Annotated in this window: 16 protein-coding genes; 12 read left to right on the top strand and 4 right to left on the bottom strand. The window is 33.3% G+C overall.

The annotated features are described in order from the left end of the window. Positions 1 to 81: 81 nt before the first annotated feature. The 6 genes from AAGD39_RS06535 to gltX all read left to right on the top strand — a co-directional run bounded on the left by AAGD39_RS06535 (position 82) and on the right by gltX (position 6,463). Positions 82 to 684 carry a peroxiredoxin gene (locus AAGD39_RS06535; protein WP_341756543.1) on the top strand — a complete coding sequence of 201 codons (603 nt, stop codon included), beginning with the start codon at positions 82 to 84 and terminating at the stop codon, positions 682 to 684. A gap of 443 nt (positions 685 to 1,127) precedes the next feature. Then, on the top strand, positions 1,128 to 1,316 hold the full coding sequence (locus AAGD39_RS06540) for a hypothetical protein (RefSeq protein ID WP_341756544.1): 189 nt from the start codon (positions 1,128 to 1,130) through the stop codon (positions 1,314 to 1,316). A 210-nt stretch (positions 1,317 to 1,526) separates the two neighbouring features. Beyond that, on the top strand, positions 1,527 to 1,826 hold the full coding sequence (locus AAGD39_RS06545) for a DNA processing protein DprA (RefSeq protein WP_341756545.1): 300 nt from the start codon (positions 1,527 to 1,529) through the stop codon (positions 1,824 to 1,826). Continuing rightward, positions 1,820 to 2,683: a DNA-processing protein DprA gene (dprA, locus tag AAGD39_RS06550; RefSeq protein ID WP_341756546.1), complete on the top strand. Its 864-nt coding sequence runs from the start codon at positions 1,820 to 1,822 to the stop codon at positions 2,681 to 2,683. The genes AAGD39_RS06545 and dprA overlap by 7 nt, the downstream gene beginning before the upstream one ends. Position 2,684: 1 nt before the next feature. After that, positions 2,685 to 5,114: a type I DNA topoisomerase gene (gene topA, locus AAGD39_RS06555; protein WP_341756547.1), complete on the top strand. Its 2,430-nt coding sequence runs from the start codon at positions 2,685 to 2,687 to the stop codon at positions 5,112 to 5,114. A gap of 14 nt (positions 5,115 to 5,128) precedes the next feature. Further along, a complete protein-coding gene (gene gltX / locus AAGD39_RS06560; RefSeq protein ID WP_341756548.1) occupies positions 5,129 to 6,463 on the top strand; it encodes a glutamate--tRNA ligase in 1,335 nt (444 codons plus the stop codon). On the opposite strand, the gene dksA is transcribed toward gltX, so the two are convergent. From dksA to mnmE, 3 genes are all read right to left on the bottom strand, one after another. Continuing rightward, entirely contained in the window at positions 6,458 to 6,877 is a 420-nt protein-coding gene (gene dksA / locus AAGD39_RS06565) for an RNA polymerase-binding protein DksA (protein ID WP_341756549.1), read from the bottom strand. The genes gltX and dksA overlap by 6 nt on opposite strands. A gap of 63 nt (positions 6,878 to 6,940) precedes the next feature. After that, positions 6,941 to 7,885, bottom strand: a complete 945-nt coding sequence (locus AAGD39_RS06570; protein WP_341756550.1) for a tyrosine recombinase XerC — start codon at positions 7,883 to 7,885, stop codon at positions 6,941 to 6,943. Between the two features lie 3 nt (positions 7,886 to 7,888). Then, a complete protein-coding gene (gene mnmE / locus AAGD39_RS06575; protein ID WP_341756551.1) occupies positions 7,889 to 9,277 on the bottom strand; it encodes a tRNA uridine-5-carboxymethylaminomethyl(34) synthesis GTPase MnmE in 1,389 nt (462 codons plus the stop codon). A gap of 250 nt (positions 9,278 to 9,527) precedes the next feature. Here mnmE and AAGD39_RS06580 point away from each other — a divergent pair, with 250 nt between their 5' ends. The 5 genes from AAGD39_RS06580 to AAGD39_RS06600 all read left to right on the top strand — a co-directional run bounded on the left by AAGD39_RS06580 (position 9,528) and on the right by AAGD39_RS06600 (position 17,723). Further along, entirely contained in the window at positions 9,528 to 14,372 is a 4,845-nt protein-coding gene (locus AAGD39_RS06580; protein ID WP_341756552.1) for an NAD-glutamate dehydrogenase, read from the top strand. Between the two features lie 6 nt (positions 14,373 to 14,378). After that, positions 14,379 to 14,732: a helix-turn-helix domain-containing protein gene (locus AAGD39_RS06585; RefSeq protein ID WP_341756553.1), complete on the top strand. Its 354-nt coding sequence runs from the start codon at positions 14,379 to 14,381 to the stop codon at positions 14,730 to 14,732. Further along, positions 14,729 to 14,938: a hypothetical protein gene (locus tag AAGD39_RS06590; protein ID WP_341756554.1), complete on the top strand. Its 210-nt coding sequence runs from the start codon at positions 14,729 to 14,731 to the stop codon at positions 14,936 to 14,938. Before AAGD39_RS06585 ends, AAGD39_RS06590 begins: the two co-directional genes overlap by 4 nt. Positions 14,939 to 14,943: 5 nt before the next feature. Further along, entirely contained in the window at positions 14,944 to 15,261 is a 318-nt protein-coding gene (locus tag AAGD39_RS06595; RefSeq protein WP_341756555.1) for a cell division protein ZapA, read from the top strand. Between the two features lie 236 nt (positions 15,262 to 15,497). Then, positions 15,498 to 17,723, top strand: a complete 2,226-nt coding sequence (locus tag AAGD39_RS06600) for a DNA translocase FtsK (protein ID WP_341756556.1) — start codon at positions 15,498 to 15,500, stop codon at positions 17,721 to 17,723. Here the strand turns inward: AAGD39_RS06600 and AAGD39_RS07065 are convergent. Continuing rightward, on the bottom strand, positions 17,706 to 17,873 hold the full coding sequence (locus AAGD39_RS07065) for a transposase domain-containing protein (protein WP_375359844.1): 168 nt from the start codon (positions 17,871 to 17,873) through the stop codon (positions 17,706 to 17,708). The genes AAGD39_RS06600 and AAGD39_RS07065 overlap by 18 nt on opposite strands. Here AAGD39_RS07065 and AAGD39_RS06605 point away from each other — a divergent pair. Continuing rightward, entirely contained in the window at positions 17,847 to 18,191 is a 345-nt protein-coding gene (locus AAGD39_RS06605) for a hypothetical protein (RefSeq protein WP_341756557.1), read from the top strand. The genes AAGD39_RS07065 and AAGD39_RS06605 overlap by 27 nt on opposite strands. The last annotated feature ends 244 nt before the right edge of the window (positions 18,192 to 18,435 follow it).

The following is an 18,435-nucleotide window of genomic DNA, read 5'->3' on the forward strand; positions in this document are numbered from 1 at the left end:
TTAGATTTGGTATTGTAATAGGTTATAATTCTGTGTATCATAATAAATATTTTGTTTAATTATATTAATTGGAGAAATTTAATGCAAGTATTCGTTGGAAAAGCTGCTCCGGATTTTACAGCTAAAGCTATTATGCCTGATAATAGTATAGAATCTGAATTTCATCTTAGAAATTATGCCAAGAACCATAAAGTGGTCTTGTTTTTTTATCCACTTGATTTTACTTTTGTTTGTCCGTCAGAAATTATAGCTTTTAATAATAGGCTGGGGGAATTTACTGAGAGAAATACAAAATTAGTAGCAATAAGCGTTGACTCTCATTTTTCCCATTTGGCTTGGAAGCATACTCCTTACAATAAAGGGGGTGTTGGCAATATCCAGATTCCTATGGTGTCAGATATTAAAAAGAGTATCTCGCATAGTTATAATGTACTGCATGATGATGGAATATCACTACGTGGTACTTTTGTTATTGATGAAACATTTATAGTGCGTCATTTGCTGGTAAACGACTTGCCAATTGGTAGAAATATTGATGAAGTAATAAGAGTGATAGATGCTATAGACTATAATACAAAACATGGTGAAGTATGCCCAGCTGGGTGGAATAAAGGTGATGAAGGTATTACTCCTTCACATAAAGGAGTGGCACATTACTTAGCTTCTAATGCAGAGAAGTTATAGTATATACTTAACTTACCTTACGCATGGTATTTAAAAGTCATAGGGAAAACAGCACAACTGTTGAAAATTATAAGAGGAAGCTGGTTTAGAAGTTATTAGGACAACTTAAAAATTGCGAGAAAATAACAAATGTCATTGCGAGGAGGCATAAACCGACGAAGCAATCCATTTTTAGCTGTTTTTATGGATTGCTTCGTCCGGCCCTACGGCCTTCCTCGCAATGACATTAGGCTGTTTCCCCTATGGTTTTTAAACGTCCTGCGTAAGGTGAGTACTCAAATGATTTGAGATAGCTCACTAACATTACTTTGTCATGCAAGGAATATCAAAGTAATCCAGTAGATTAGGTATAGCTAAGCTAATATATTGGATTGCTTTAGTTATTTCTGACAGTTTTCTAGTTATATTTGAATAATTTTTTCTAAATATACTTAGTGGTGAGAATGGATTGTGTTATAAGTATAGTTGACCTAGACATTATTTTGTCATTGTTAGTAGTTACAAAGCACGATGAAGCAATCCTGTTTTGTCACCCTTGCTTCGGGGCGGGATATAGATCACAATTGTTGAAAGCTAGAAGGGTAGGGGGGGGTAAAGGACATCATGGCAGTTTAAAAGTTGTGGGTTTATAGTCGCTGTCATTGCGAGAAGGCGTAAGCTGACGAAGTAATCCACTTATGGTTATTTTTATGGATTGCTTTGTAGGCCTATGGTATGTCTCGCAATGACATTACCCTACTTAAAACCGCTTCTTCTTTCAACTTCCGATAGTTGTGGAGTTGGTCTATGATTGGAGAAATGTTAACCGGATTAGCTATATAAATCCAGCCAGAGAGGTTTGATTGCTTAAGGGGTTATTTTTGGATACTAACCAAGTGTCTTATACAAAAGAAACTATTGATATTCTAAGGCTGATTAGGAGTGAAAATGTTGGTTCAAGAACTTTTTGGAGTTTAATAAAGCTATTTGGTAGTAGTGGGGCTGCTATTAACAACATACAAGAATTTTCTTTGCGGGGTGGACGTTCTAAGCCAGTAAGGGTATTTTCTCAGAGTGAGGCAAATAAAGAACTGGAACTACTGCAAAAGAATAATGCTAAAATTATTACCTATAAATCTCCAGAATATTCAAGGTTTTGTTAGAGATTTTTGATTGCCCGCCAATACTAAGTTATAAGGGCAATATTGGATTATTGTCACATGAAAGATGTTTAGCAATTGTGGGGGCAAGAAATGCCTCGGTAAATGGTCGTGCCTTTGCTGCTAAAATTGCTAAGGAGTTGACAGATAACGATTATATAGTAGTTTCTGGACTTGCCAGAGGTGTTGATACAGCAGTGCATCAAGTAAATGTATCTAAAACAATAGGAGTTATAGCTGGAGGAATTGATTATGTTTACCCCCCAGAGAATGTTAGATTATTTGAGCAAATCCAGCAAGATGGTTTGATAATTGCTGAATTACCAGTAGGGTCAAAACCGCTCGGGCAACATTTTCCACAGCGTAATCGATTAATTTCTGGTATATCTCTTGGAACAGTAGTAATTGAGGCTAGTCTAAAATCTGGTTCGTTAATCACAGCGCGGTTTGCGTTAGAACAGAATAGAGAAGTATTCGCTGTACCAGGATTTCCACTAGATCATAGATGCCAGGGTACTAATAAACTTATTAAGGAAGGAGCTCATATGGTAGAATCTACTCAGGATATAGTGGCTAACTTACCACATGTTGCCAAAATTGTTAATAAGTCTAAAGAGGTAGCAAATGATTCAGCTGAGAATAATCAATTTAAAGCGTTAGATATAAAATATGCTAACTTAATTACCAATGATATGCGTATGAGAGTTAAGGAGTTTTTATCTTCCACTCCTATAGATTTTGATTGTTTGCATCAAACACAGCTACCTTTGCCGGCTATATATATGATAATATTAGAGCTAGAATTGGCTGGAAAAATAACCAGATATCCTGGTAATAAGATATCTTTAATTTATAAATAATATGAAATTAGTAATAGTAGAATCGCCGGCAAAGGCGAAAACGATAAATAAATATCTAGACAGTGATTTTAAAGTTATTGCTTCGTTTGGACATATTAGGGATTTACCATCTAAAAATGGTTCAGTTTTGCCAAATGAAAATTTTGCCATGAAATATGTTATATCAGACAAAGCGGAAAAATATGTTGAAGCAATAACTAAAGATGCTGCTAAAGCTGAAATGGTTTATCTAGCAACCGATCGAGACCGAGAGGGGGAAGCAATTGCCTGGCATGTCGCAGAAATAATAAAAGAAAAAAACTCGATTAAATCTAATGATTTCTTCAAGAGAGTAGCGTTTGATGAAATTACCAAAAAAGCCATTTTGCATGCAATGGGAAACCCAAGAAATATTGATATTGATTTGGTTAATGCTCAGCAAGCAAGAAGAGCGTTGGATTATTTGGTAGGATTTACTTTATCACCGATATTATGGCGTAAATTGCCAGGATGTAGATCAGCAGGTAGAGTACAGTCTGTAGCCCTCAGGCTTATTTGTGAACGAGAAGATGAAATTGAACGTTTTAAATCGCAAGAATATTGGGATATTAGTCTTAATGTTCTTAATAGTAATAAAGAGCAGTTTTTAGCGAGATTAACTCATGTCAATGGCAAAAAATTAGAAAAATTCTCAATTATTAACGAATCTGCAGCTAATGATCTAGTCAAGGAAATAAAATCAAAGAATTTTCATGTTGCAGTTCTAGAAAAGAAACAGCAGAAACGTCAACCTCAACCGCCTTTCATTACTTCTTCGTTACAGCAAGAAGCAGCTCGGAAATTAGGGTTTACTGCCAAAAAAACTATGCAAATTGCCCAGAAACTTTACGAAGGCATGGATATAGGTAATGAAACGGTAGGTTTGATTACTTATATGAGAACCGATGGCACCACACTGGCTAGTGAGGCTGTTGAACAAATACGTAAGTTGATACATAAGAATTTTGGTGACAAATATCTGCCAGCTGGTCAGCGAGTTTATAAATCTAGAGCCAAAAATGCTCAAGAAGCTCATGAAGCTATTAGACCAACTAATGTTACTCTACTACCAGAAAAATTAAAAGATAAACTAGATAAAGATTATTACAGGCTTTATGAGTTGATTTGGAAAAGGACAGTAGCCTGCCAAATGGAAAATGTTATTATTGATTTAGTAGTAGCTCAGCTTGATACAGAAGATAAAGAATTTACCGCCAGAGCAACCGGTTCAATTATTGCTTTTGATGGTTTTTACAAAATCTATCGTGAAGGTCTAGATGATGAAACGGAAGAAGAAAATCGGTTGCTACCTTCGCTAAAAGAAGGAGAAAAATTAACTACGATTTCAGTGGACCCAGCTCAGCATTTCACCGATCCACCACCAAGATATTCGGAAGCTAGTTTAGTGAAGAAGCTTGAGGAGCTTGGGATTGGTCGCCCTTCTACCTATGCTTCTATTATATCAGTGTTGCAAGATAGGAAATATGTAATTGTTGAGAAAAAACGTTTCTTTCCAGAGGAATTAGGACGTTTAGTGACAACGTTTCTAACAGGTTTTTTTAAGAAATATGTTGAATATGATTTTACAGCTGATCTGGAAAATGATTTGGATGAGGTGGCAGAAGGTAAAATAGAGTGGAAATTTTTACTAAAAAAATTCTGGGATGGGTTTAATAATAACGTAGAAATAGTTAGTGATAAGAAAATATCTGATATAATTCTTTATGTTGAGCAAGCATTAGATTATCACCTATTTGGAGAAAATTCAGAAAGTACTAATTCAAAAAATTGCCCATCATGTTCTACAGGTCAATTAGCTCTAAAACTTGGTAAGTTTGGAGCATTTTTAGCTTGTAGTAACTATCCTGAATGTACTTTTAAAAAACCAATTACTTCGAAAAATAGTGATATTGTTGACATGGTTGAAGAGAACAAATTATTGGGAGTAGATAAGGAGGGTCATGATGTTTTGTTAAAAAAAGGTCCATATGGTTTTTATGTTCAGACTAGCAAACAAGTTGCCAAGGGTGAAAAACCAAAACGTGCGTCATTGCCGCCGTCGGTAGCACAAAGTGACGTGACTCTTAGTTTGGCTCTGAGGCTTCTTGAGTTGCCGGTTAGATTATGCCTGTACCCTGAATCTGATCAAGAGATTATACTGGGTATAGGTAGGTATGGTCCGTATCTTAAATATCTTGGTAGGTTTATTTCAATACCTAAAAGATACGATCCTTTTACCATTACAATAGAAATGGCTGTGGAAATAATTGAAGCCAGTAATAATAGGTTGAAAAATAAACCAGAGAAAGATGCTGATAAGCCAAAAGAAATGGTAACAAAAGTTCCTAAAAAGAATGTTAGGGCAAGGACTGTTGCTGCAAAAAAAGTGACAAGAAAGAAAAAAACCAAATAAGCGGTTAAAAAATTATGAAAAAGGTTATCACAAGATTTGCCCCATCACCAACTGGTATGCTGCATATAGGTAACAGTAGGACAGCTCTGATAAATTGGTTATACGCTAGAAAGCATAATGGCATATTCATTTTAAGGTTTGATGACACCGATCTTGAACGTAGCAAACAACAATATAAAAATGCCATTGAAGAGGATTTTAAATTTTTAGGACTTAACTGGGATCAAACTTTTTGTCAATCTAACAGACTTGACAGGTATGAGGCGGTAAAAACATTATTATTACAAAAGAAAAAATTATATCCTTGTTTTGAGACCCAAGAAGAGCTTGAATTGAAGCGTAAATTACAATTATCAAGAGGACTCCCTCCTATATATGATCGTGCAGCTTTGAATCTCACTGAACAACAAATAAATGATTATATTGGCCAAGGCAGAAAACCACATTATCGATTCTTGGTATCACATACTCCAATTATTTGGCAAGATATGATTAAAGGTGAAGTTAAATATGAAGGTAAAAATATTGGTGATCCGATAGTTGTCAGAGAGGATAATAGTATGACTTATATGCTTTGTTCGGTTATTGATGATATTGATTATGGCATTACCCATATTATTCGAGGAGAGGATCATGTGACCAATACTGCAATTCAGGTGCAAATGTTTGAAACTCTAGGGGTAGAGGTACCAAATTTTGCCCATCTTAGTCTAGTGATCAGTCGGGATGAAAAAATATCTAAAAGAATAGGGGGGTTTGAGATTGCTTCTCTAAGGGATGAAATTGGATTAGAACCGATGGCAATTAATAGTTTCTTTAGTCTGCTTGGCTCATCATCGGCTATTGTACCGTTTAAGAATTTAGATGAGCTAACAAAAGAATTTGACATTAATAATTTTTCTAGAAGTCCAACAACTTATTTACAGGAAGAATTAGAGCGTTTAAATCATAAATTGCTAATCAACCTTAGCTTTGGTGAAATAAAAGATCGCTTAAAAGAGATTAAGGCTGAACAAGTAAATGAGCAATTTTGGCTAGCAGTTAGAGGTAATTTACAAAAATTATATGAAATAAAAGATTGGTGGAATATTTGTTATTCGCCATCTAAAGTTGAAGGATTAGATAAAGAATTTTTACAGCGAGCAGCTACTTTGTTAATAGACGAGCAGATAACCATCGATAGTTGGAGCATATGGACTAAAAAGATTATGATCGTTACTGGTAAAAAAGGCAAGGAAATATTCCTGCCTTTAAGACTTGCTATAACGGGAATGACATCTGGGCCAGAAATGTCGGTCATATTACCTCTACTTAGCAAAGATGAAATTATAAAAAGACTATCACTATAAATCTATATGCTGTTTTTCGTAGATTTCATGTCTCTCTTGTGATTCAATACACAAAGTTGCAACTGGTCTTGCTTCTAAACGTTTTAAGCCAATTGGCTCTCCAGTTTCTTCGCAATAGCCATATTCATTTTTTTCTATCCTTACCAAAGCTTCTTCTATTTTATCAATAAGCTTACGATACCTGTCTCTTGTTCGTAATTCGAGTGCTGTATCCGTTTCAATTGATGCACGATCATTAAAATCTGGCTCATTCCAATTTTCTTCCTTGAGATGGTTTAAGGTCTCTCGCGACTCCTCTAGCAAAGAACGTTTCCACTCAAGAAGTTTTTGCCTAAAATATTCTAGCTGTTTAGGATTCATATATTCTTCATCATTAGAAGGCTTATATCCTTCCAGTAAAGTAATTCTAGGCATACGGGTTTCTCAATATTAAAGTATGGATAATATAACGTATAACTAAAAATTATGGCAAGAAGATTATAATATTTTGCTATCAGATTTTGATATTGGGTGGGCATTATTATAAATATTCTCCAAATACTTTAGACTAACTTTAGTATAACGCTGGGTAGTTGATAAGCTTTTATGCCCAAGTAATTCCTGAATAGACCTTAATTCTGCTCCATTTTCAAGCAAATGAGTTGCAAAACTATGTCTAAAGGAATGAGCTGATAGATGTTCCGGTAATCCATAGAAGCGACGTAATCGTATCAATTCACGATTAAATACTGGAGCTTGTAGCTTTTTACCTAACTTACCTCGGAATATTGGATCTTTTTCACCGATACTATAAGGTAATTTGCCCAAATATTGTTCTATAAAATCTCTAGCTATTGGTGTCCATGGTATTAGTCGCTCCTTTTTGCCCTTTCCTATTATTTTTATAAAATCTAAGTCTTGTAGATGAGATTTAGTTATCGATAATGCCTCAGATATTCTAAGACCAGCAGCATAAATAAGCACCAATAGGGCTTTATTCCTCAACTCCACCCATTCTGAATCAGTAAAATTATTAATATGTTCAATGGATAATTGAGCATCATACTGCGATAAGGATTTAGGTAATATTTTCGCTTTCTTAGGACTTTTGATGGAAAAAATTGCATGGCAAGTAATATTAGTGGTCTTTTCTAGATATTTATAAAAATTCTTGATAGCAGACAAACCTCTAGAATTAGAAGCTGTTAGGTAATTATCCTGTTGCCTTTTGGAAAGCCAGCTTCGTACTAGTCTTATATCGACTTGCTTTAGAGAATTAATGGTTATTACTTCTGAATTATAGTGATTTAGAAAATTCAGAAAATTTTCTAAATCATTCTTATAAGAAATTATCGTATGTTCCGAATAATTTCTTTGTAATTTCAGATATTTCTGCCATTTATCTAGTAGCTCTAATACTTCTTGTTGTTTTTTTTGAATCATCGATTATTTACCTATACAAAAATTACTAAATATTTCCCCTAACACTTCTTCAACGCTAATTTTACCAGTAACATTACTCAAACTTCTAATAGCCATTCTAACATCTTCTGTGGCTAGCACTAAGTCATTTTCACTATTAAAATTATCATTAGTGAATTTTTCTAAATATTCCAATGCTTTTTCGATAAATGCTCGTTGACGTTGCCTAGTAATATGCGGTGTTTCGGTTAAACCAGCTATATTATGGGCAATATTTTCGATTTCCTTTAACAGACTATCCATTCCAATATTATCTTTTATAGAAATCTTTAAATAAATTTTATTTAAAGGAAGCAATTTATTGATACATACATCTATTTGGTACATTTCATTTAAAAGATCAATTTTATTGATCAATATTATAGTATTGTCATCTATCAAATCGATAATACTAGTCATTTCCTCAAAATATGAGGGTGAGTTATTTAACTTTACAGCATCAAGCATAATTATTTTGATGTCAGCCATTTTTGCTGATTCAATTGCTCGTTTGATGCCTTCTAATTCTATTAAATCATCACTTGCCCTTATACCAGCTGTGTCTTGTAATATAATTGGATAGCCTCCAATATCTAGATGCCCCTCAATTATATCACGAGTTGTACCCTCAATATTTGATACAATGGCGACGTCTCTTTGCATCAAGAAATTAAGTAAGCTAGATTTACCAACATTAGGAGTTCCTAAAATAGTCAATTTAATGCCACTTCGAAGCAGTTCCCCCCGTCTATTATCGTTAAGGTGTTTTATTATAGCATATTTAAGTTCACCACTAAGAGTCATAACCCTATTTAATATTTCTTGTGGAATATCTTCATCGGGAAAATCAATATAAGCTTCCAGCAAACCGATAATGGTCAGTAAAGTTTGTCTCCACCCATTATAAAGCTCTTCGAGTCCTCCACCAACTTGTTTAACCGCCTGCCTATGTTGCCAAACAGTTTCTGCTTCAATTAAATCAGCAATACCTTCTGCTGCAGTTAAATCAAATTTGCCATTTAAAAACGCCCTACGAGTAAACTCCCCAGGTTCTGCCATTCTTAAACTATCGATGGTTAACAATATTTCAGTTAGCATGGCAGCAATTGCTATACTGCCATGGGTATATATTTCTACTACCTCTTCTCCAGTAAAGCTAGCTGGAGCTTGGAAGTATACTACCACTGCTTCATCAATTAATTCTTGATTTTTAGGATTTATAAGTTTTTTACAGTACATGACTCTAGGAATAAACGGGGCATTATCATTTTTAAGCAGGTGTTTTAATGCAATCAAGCTTTTAGGTCCAGAAATACGGAAGACTGCAACGCCTGCTTTTCCTGGTTTGGAGCTTTGAGCAAAAATAGTTTCCATGATGATAGAGCCTCTTGCTTAAGTAATTTATTTAATATAATATATAATAGCTTAACCTGAATAAGTTCTTGAAACTCTAGGCGTCATTGCGAGAAGCCACTTTGTGGCGACGAAGCAATCCAAGAAAATGATTAGATTTGGATTGCTTCGTCGTATTTACACACTCCTCGCTAATAGACGGAGTATACTAAAATCGGGTTAGCTATATAATTCTTAATCTTTGAAATAATTATAAAGTTTGGTAACAAATATGACAATAGAAAAGGTTACAATAAACAGTGTTACAGAGAGGGCATCTTTATCTTTAAGTAGGCTTACTTGTCAAGTACCTAATTATAAATCAGAAATTTTATCATTGAGTAAGGTAAAAAGTGGAGACCCGCTTTTTAGTAAATTTGTACAAAAATTTCTAGTTTATATTCCTGTAGATTATAGGTTTAAAGATAGACAAGAATTATTTGGTGAGTTTGCTCACAGTGCTTTTCAGTTCTTTAAAGAAAAACAGCATAAACGAAAATTGCAGATCGTTAGCACGATAATTGAAAATAATCCCGCAATTAATATTTTGCTATTAAATGATAATAAATCATTCATCGTTGATTCGATTATTTGTTTATTAACATCTCTCAACTTGAAAGCTAAATTTTTACTCCATCCTGTTATAGCTTGCGTAAGAAATAATGATGGTCACTTACAAGAAATACTGGATATAAAGAAAGATAATGACGAATCTTTGGTACATATAACCATTCTAGGAAATTTTGATCAGAAAGATATTAACTCTTTAGAAAATTCCTTAAATGAAATTTTAGATCAAGTAGACACTACCCATAATGTATGGTCTAAACTATTAAACAGAGTGACGATGATTTCAGACGAGATCAAAAATAATCATCAATTATATAATGACAACCATTTGGATTATAATGAGTCTACACATTTCTTAAACTGGCTAAAAAATGATAATTTTACTTTTCTAGGTATGATTAACTTTGATCTAATTTCCAAAGATTTTTTATCAGAAGAGGGTGTCAAAAAAATATGGCAAGGGCAAGATACTAGAAACGAAATTATTGATATTATCGAACGTTCAGCAAGTCCATTACATAACAATAAATTAGTCATTTTAGGTAAGATTAATACCATATCAAGTGTACATAGAAATAACTTAGTAGATTACATTTTAGTTAAGAGAATTGATCAGGATAAAAAATATCTTTCAGGTAGCATAATTTTTGGTTTATATAGTTCTGCAATATATTACCAACCAGTTACTGATATTCCTATATTGAAACAAAAACTACAATTCGTTTTAGATAAAGCCGCCTTTTCAACTGATGGATATAATACCAAAAAGCTTAAAAGTATAGTCCAAACCTTACCTAGAGAAGCCTTGATACAGATTGATGAAGGTGAGCTATATTGTATGTGCTTACATGTACTTTCAGGTATGATGAGTAGAAAACTCAAATTATTTATTCAACAAGATTGGTCTGGTTGTTTTATTAATATTATAATATTCTTATCAAGAGATCGTTTAACACCAGAAGTACATAGTGCAATAAATTGTTATTTATCGGAGACACTTAATGGTATAATATTATCAGATTATATGGCAGAAGTAGCGGAAAATTTTTCATATTTATTTGTCACGTTAGAAGTACAGAATAAAAATAGTTTTGATTTTGAAGTTGAAACAATAGAGCAAGAGTTAGATAAAATTTCCACTCGTTGGAGTGAGGATTTCTATCATAATTTATGTAAAAATTTTGGTGAATATCAGGGAGGAGTAAATTTTAAACTTTTTGACCCAATTTTTCCTATTAATTATAGAGAGAAATTTAATGGACAAACAACTTTAACAGATATTAAGTATCTAAAAGAAGCTAGTATCTATCACAAGCCTATATTTAATTTAATTGCCATAAACAATATGGCATTTCAGCTAAAAATTTACAGCCCTGCACCCAAATTAGCTCTTTCAGACCTACTACCATCTATAGAAAATTTGGGATTCAAAGCCATAGATGAACAAAGCTTTGCTATAAAAGAAGCAGGAGATATAAAAGAAAGTTGGATATATGAATTCACTCTCGAACCATTGATCACTATTGAAGGCAATATTGATCTACTCAAAGCAAATGTAGAAGAGGCTTTAGATAAAATATCTCTAGGACTTCTAGCTAATGATTCTTTAAGCAAATTGATAGTGTTATCAGGATTTAATTGGTGGCAAGTTAAATTAGTTAAAGCATTAACTAGATATTTACATCAAACGGGCTTTATCTATGGTAAGGGCTATGTTCAATTGATTTTAATAAAACATTTTTTATATACTAAAATGTTAGTTGATTTGTTTGATGCTAAATTTAATCCGGCAAATTCTTCAGATGAGTACACAAGAACTATAAAAAATAGTATACTTAGCTATCTTAATAAAATCACCAGTAGTAGTGAGGATAAAGTTCTAAGGTATATGTTTGGTATTATTGAAGCTATTGTTAGAACTAATTGTTATCAGCCTATCTCTAATGACTTAGAAAATGCAGCTAACAAACATAATATAGCCTGTAAAAATTATTTTTCTTTTAAATTTGATTCAAAAAAAGTTCCTAATTTACCTTTGCCAGTACCATTTGCCGAAATATTTGTTTATGCTAATGATTTTGAAGCTATTCATTTACGAGGTGGTAAAGTATCTCGTGGTGGTATTAGATGGTCTGATAGAGGAGAAGATTATAGAACAGAAGTATTAGGGCTAATGAAAGCACAAAGCACCAAAAATTCGGTCATTGTTCCTTTCGACGGCTCAAAAGGTGGTTTTTTCCTTAATTTCACTGATGATAATATGACTCGTCAAGAATATATGGCAAAAGCTATAGAATGTTATAAGAATTTTCTCCGTGGTTTACTTGACATCACTGATAATATAGTTAATGGCAAAATTATCCAACCGCAAAATACTATTATCTACGACCAAGAAGACCCATATCTAGTAGTTGCGGCAGATAAAGGCACGTCAACTTTTTCGGATTATGCAAATAGTGTATCTGCAGAATATAATTTTTGGTTAGGTGATGCTTTTGCTTCAGGCGGCTCTGCCGGTTATGACCATAAAAAAATGGCTATTACTTCAAAAGGAGCGTGGATTTCTGTAGCAAGTCATTTCTACGCTATGGGTATTGATGTACAAAAATATCCTATTACTGTTGTTGGCATTGGAGATATGTCTGGAGATGTTTTTGGTAACGGCATGCTTAGGTCTAATGCAATAAAACTTGTTGCCGCATTTAATCATAAACATATATTTATTGACCCACAACCTGATCCAATTATTAGTTTTAATGAACGTATGAGATTGTTCGGGTTACCTACATCAAATTGGTCTGACTATAATCAGCAGTTAATTTCAAAAGGTGGGGGGGTTTTTGAGCGAAGTAGTAAGTCTATCTTGTTATCTACAGAAGCCAAATTATTGCTAAAGATAGATGTTGACCAATTAACGCCAGAACAGCTGATTAGGGCTATTTTACAAGCAGAAGTTGATTTGCTGTGGAACGGTGGTATAGGAACCTATATAAAGGCTTCGACAGAAAGTCACCTAGAGATAGGCGATAAGGCAAATGATAATCTGAGAGTCAATGGTAGGGATATTAGAGCTAAAGTAATAGGGGAAGGGGGAAATATTGGTGTATCGCAACAAGGTAGAATAGAATATAGCAAGCTCGGTGGACAGATAAATACTGATTTCATTGATAATTCAGCTGGTGTTGATTGCTCCGATCATGAGGTAAATATAAAAATTGCTCTTAATCAAGCTATGTCTTCTAAGAAAATCAGTTTAGAAGAACGTAATAAGCTATTGTCAACTATGACCAAACAAGTTGAAGAATTGGTGTTAGTTGATAATTATAAGCAGAATCAAGCAATTAATATCATGCAATTATCTCGTATTTCGACTATCGAGATATTTAGCCAGTTTATTGATACTTTAGAAGAAGAAAAATTAATTGATCGAACTGTTGAGTTTCTACCAACTCGGGAGGAGTTAATTCGAAGGACACTTAATAAGGAAAATATAACCCGTCCTGAGCTTTGTGTATTACTTTCTTATAGTAAACGCTCAGTCTATCATGATTTAATAACAGCAACATTCTCAAAAGATAAATATTTTGAGTCTTATCTGATTAATTATTTCCCAGCACTAATGCAAGAAAAATTTCGTGATGAGATTTTATCTCATCCACTTAAGCATGAAATTATTCGAACCGTTGTAACAAATAAAATTATTAATCAGTTAGGCGGTCCATCACTTAATCTTATAAAACGTGACACTGGTGCTGCTCTTTGTGATATGGTTCGTTCATATACCATTATCTGTGAAATTTTTGATTTGGATAATTTATGGACTATAGTGGAATCTCTACCAAGTACTATAGAATATAAAGTTAAAATTGACATGTTCACTGAACTTGCTAAAATTATGCGTAGAGGTATCTCTTGGTTTTTAAAGCATATAAAACATCCTATCAATATCAGCGATACTATCGATGAATTTTATGAACCATCTAGGATGCTTAGCAAAGTGGTGAGTAAGTTTCTTTTAGGGGAAGCAAAGAATAAATTTGATGATAAAGTTAAGCAATATACTTTATTGGGAGTAACAAATGAGATAGCTCAGAGGGTTGCAACCCTTGATAGCTTAGTATCGGTTTTTGACATAATATATATTGCAAAAAAGACCAAAGCTACAAATAATGATGTTGCTAGTTTATATTTTGCTACTGGTAATAAATTTAGTATTGATTGGCTTCGTAAATCTTGTGATAAACAGCTAAATGATTCTTATTGGAATAGATTATCAACGCAATCCTTAAAAGATGATTTGTATGATAAACAAAGACAATTATTAATTAAAATAATTAACAAATCTAAAGTAAGTATTGATTTAGATTTATGGATTGATAATAATATAGACTCTGCATCTATTTTCCTAGATTTTGTCAAGGGAATTAGATTGCAGGAAAATATTGACTTAAATATTTTAATTTTAGCAAATAAGAAGTTTGAAAGCTTTTTGCGTAAACTTGAGTAGAATGTTATGTCGTCATCCCTAAAACAAGCGAGAATAGAGTCTGGTAAAACTCTTGAAGAGATATCTGCTTATTTGAAAATTAGAAAGCAATATTTAGCAGCTCTTGAAGAAGGAGACATAGATTCAATGCCAGCGGAAGTTTATGTAAAGGGTTATCTTAAGTTATATTCAAATTATTTAGGGATAGTTTTAAATTCTAGTGAGGAAGATGAACAAGGAGTCCCTAAAGATATTGACCTCAAAAATAGGCCTGATCCAATGGCATCTGATTATAAATGGAAAAAACAGCTAATTATAATCTCTATTTTAATGTTAATAATAATTCCAATAATTTTCCACTTAATATTACCATATGAATGACAATAACTAACGATTTGTTACTTAAATTAATGCAAGAAGTGGATCAAGGGGTTGAAGGTCTTTTGTCGGATATTGCGGAGCAACATGAAGAAATTAATAAACTGAAAGACGAAAATAAACATCTCAAGGATAATTATGCAAAAATACTTGAGCAAATAGCTGTATATATTGCTGAACTGGAAGAAATGAAACATAAAAACACATAATATAGATGTCTATAGTAAAAATAATACTGGGTAGCAAAACTTTTCAATTGGCATGTAGCGACGGATCGGAAGAAGAATTGTGTAATATTGCAACCAAGTTAAATGAAAATATTACACAAATAAAAAAGGTTAGTCCATCAGCATCATTTGAACTATTATTAGTTATGTCTGCCTTAAGTTTACAGGAACAAGTACAAAGTTTGACTAATAAAATCGCTAAAATCGATGGTGATAAAATACCTTGCGAAGAAGAGAAATTTGCAGAAACGTTAAGTACTATAGCAGGATATTTAGAAGACCTTGCAAGAAAGATTGGAAAGTGATATTATAAAATACTCGGTATATCGATTTAAAATAAATCTCTTGAAGAAAGAGTGAGAAGATATGAGCTGCTTGGTTCGTGAGCTTAATGTATATTGCCCCGGGACTATAATTTTTATTGTTAGGAAGCATCCCTGTCTGAGTCTACTATGCAGATATATGGATTCCATTTATACATACTAGGTTCTTTGAGGATCTTAGGCAACGACCAAAGTGGTTCATTTTTTAGGCAAATTTTGTGCTATATTACATAAACAGGATTCTTACTAATAATAGAGTGCAGTCTGCTTTGTTAATGTTGGTGGGCTGCATTACTATTTTATTACTAGTAACTTATAATCCAAACGATCCTTCTTTTAATTCTGTAACAGGCAAATATCCAAGCAATTTATTAGGTTATTTTGGTTGTTATTTGGCGGATATTTTTTACCAGTTTTTTGGTATAGCATCGTTTATTTTACCAATTTGTTGTTTTTTTTGGTCTTTGAGCGTGTGGCGTTTAGAGAAAAAATGGGTTAGCATCAGGATAATGGTGCTGCTGCTTTCAATTATATCATTATCGGTAGTCTGCACTAATATAAAAATTGATTATTTACCATCAGGTGCCGGCGGAACAGTTGGTACTATTATTTATCCATTAGTCAAACAATTAGATGCTAGAGCCGATTACGCTTTAATTATTATTACATTTATTTTATTATTTTTATTAGCAGAAATAAAATTTTCAGCTTTTTGGAATGCTATAATCAAATTATTTCAACTAATACCTTATAGAAAATTTATCCCCTTACCTAAAATATCAACAAATAGCAACTCAACTAAACCAGTTCTGACAAAAAAAACTCCTTTTATTAATCAAGAAGAAGCTTCATATGCTGATAGACTAGATGGATTCCCAGGAAAAAATAATGACACGCAATCTCATTTTTTAAGGAAACAATCTTCATTGAAAAAAGAAAATGACCAATTACTAGACCTGCCTCCTATCGAATTATTAAAACAAGCTGACAGTCAAAATATAAAAGTAGAAACTTCATCCGAACTACAAAATAATGCCCAAACACTGTTAACTGTTCTGAATGATTTTGGTGTTAAAGGTCAGGTCATTAATATTAGCCAAGGTCCAGTTGTCACCTTATATGAATTTGAGCCAGCTGCCGGTACTAAATCTTCTAGGATTATAGGTCTATCAGACGATATTGCCAGATCATTATCTGCAATATCAACTAGAATAGCTGTAATAGCAGGTAGAAACGTTTTAGGTATTGAATTACCCAATAAGCAACGAGCTTTCTTTTGTCTAAGAGAACTAATTGAAACACCGGAATATCAAGATAGTAGTATTATGCTACCATTGATTTTAGGTAAGGATCTAGCTGGCAAGCCTTGTGTTGCAGATTTAGCAAAAATGCCCCATTTGTTAGTTGCAGGTACGACTGGTTCCGGTAAATCAGTAGCAATTAACGCTATGATAATTTCCATACTTTACCGCTATACCCCAGAAGAATGCCGGTTAATAATGATCGATCCCAAAATGCTTGAACTGTCAACCTATGATGGCATACCACATCTTCTAACCCCAGTGGTTACCGAACCAAGTAAAGCCGTGGTAGCTCTGAAATGGGCAGTAAAAGAGATGGAAAATCGTTATAGAGCAATGTCAAATATTGGGGTTAGAAATATAGCAGGTTATAATGCTAAAATTATGGAAGCTGCGTCAAACGGTAAAATATTGGAACGTTCTGTCCAAACAGGATTTGATCCGGAAACCGGTAAACCTATTTATGAAACAATTGAAATGAATATGGAGAAATTACCATTCATTGTAGTAATTGTTGATGAAATGGCTGACTTAATGCTGGTAGCTGGCAAGGATATCGAATTATCGATACAACGTCTGGCTCAAATGGCAAGAGCGGCAGGTATTCATATTATCATGGCAACTCAGAGACCTTCCGTTGATGTTATTACTGGGGTGATTAAAGCTAATTTTCCGAGCCGTATCAGTTTTAAAGTGACTTCTAAGATTGACAGTAGAACTATTCTTGGTGAACAAGGTTCTGAGCAGTTACTTGGTATGGGAGATATGCTTTATATGGGTAATTCGTCAAAAATTACTAGAGTTCATGGTCCATTTGTTGATGATAAAGAGGTGGAAAAAATAACTCAATATTTAAGATCAACAGGAGTGCCTGAATATATTTCAGCAGTGACTCAGCAATTAGATGATGATGAATTAAATGCCGAAGGTCTAGGAGATGACTCAACAAATGATGAGGCTTTATATAAAAGAGCTGTGCAAATAGTACAGTTAGAACGAAAAGTATCAATTAGCTATATACAAAGATGTTTACGAATTGGTTATAATCGAGCTGCTACTCTTGTTGAAAAAATGGAACAAAATGGGGTAATATCTCCTCCTAACCATACTGGTAAAAGAGAAATATTATTGCCAGAAAATTAGCCATAGAATTTTGCTTGTGTAGAATGTGAAGGAAAATTGTATGGTATCAAGCACTTTTTGTAAATATTTCCAAGGATTGATGTTATTCCATTTTGCAGTTTCAATTAGTACTACAGTTGTAGATTGAGTAAATTCTCTGTAACCAGTAATGGTAAAAGATACATTTTAAGAAAAAATGGTTCTATAGCCCGAAAACTTGAGTTTGACAGGAATAACCGAGTTAAAAAACTGGTGGCAAAGGTGGAAGAACGTAATATATATGTATCAACCCATAAGAAAGCAAAGCCAAAAACTGGTTTAAATAATATCCAAAAGATTGCTGAAGAATGGCGGATAGATAAATTTATCAACCTAAAATTAGATGGCAACCAAATAGTGGTTGAAATTGATCAAGATAAGAAAAAAGAATTGTTTGCTCTCGATGGTTGTTATGCGATTGAAACACAGATTGAGATTAGACACTGTTAACAAAGCTTATTTGATTGATGAATTAATGGATTTTTTAACAAAAATTAATAAGATTTTTGCCGGAATAGTATACCTATTTCAAAAAAATCTTATAATTTGCAGCAAAAAAGACTTTATTCACCAATTAAATAAGCTTTGTTAACAGTGTCTAAACTGATGAGTAAAGAATTGGTTGATAAAGCCTACCATAATCTACATGAAGTAGAATCGAATTTTAGCAGTATGAAGACGGGATTGCTGGAAG

The sequence above is a fragment of the Candidatus Tisiphia endosymbiont of Nemotelus nigrinus genome (assembly GCF_964026475.1).
Taxonomy (GTDB): domain Bacteria; phylum Pseudomonadota; class Alphaproteobacteria; order Rickettsiales; family Rickettsiaceae; genus Tisiphia.

Excerpts from the sequence above, each read along its gene's own strand:
- AAGD39_RS06590 (WP_341756554.1), top strand. The coding sequence starts at position 14,729 with ATGACAATAACTAACGATTTGTTACTTAAATTAATGCAAGAAGTGGAT.
- AAGD39_RS06540 (WP_341756544.1), top strand. The coding sequence starts at position 1,128 with ATGGATTGTGTTATAAGTATAGTTGACCTAGACATTATTTTGTCATTG.
- AAGD39_RS06595 (WP_341756555.1), top strand. The coding sequence starts at position 14,944 with ATGTCTATAGTAAAAATAATACTGGGTAGCAAAACTTTTCAATTGGCA.
- AAGD39_RS06585 (WP_341756553.1), top strand. The coding sequence starts at position 14,379 with ATGTCGTCATCCCTAAAACAAGCGAGAATAGAGTCTGGTAAAACTCTT.
- AAGD39_RS06570 (WP_341756550.1), bottom strand. The coding sequence starts at position 7,885 with ATGATTCAAAAAAAACAACAAGAAGTATTAGAGCTACTAGATAAATGG.
- gltX (WP_341756548.1), top strand. The coding sequence starts at position 5,129 with ATGAAAAAGGTTATCACAAGATTTGCCCCATCACCAACTGGTATGCTG.
- topA (WP_341756547.1), top strand. The coding sequence starts at position 2,685 with ATGAAATTAGTAATAGTAGAATCGCCGGCAAAGGCGAAAACGATAAAT.
- AAGD39_RS06535 (WP_341756543.1), top strand. The coding sequence starts at position 82 with ATGCAAGTATTCGTTGGAAAAGCTGCTCCGGATTTTACAGCTAAAGCT.
- dksA (WP_341756549.1), bottom strand. The coding sequence starts at position 6,877 with ATGCCTAGAATTACTTTACTGGAAGGATATAAGCCTTCTAATGATGAA.
- AAGD39_RS06580 (WP_341756552.1), top strand. The coding sequence starts at position 9,528 with ATGACAATAGAAAAGGTTACAATAAACAGTGTTACAGAGAGGGCATCT.
- mnmE (WP_341756551.1), bottom strand. The coding sequence starts at position 9,277 with ATGGAAACTATTTTTGCTCAAAGCTCCAAACCAGGAAAAGCAGGCGTT.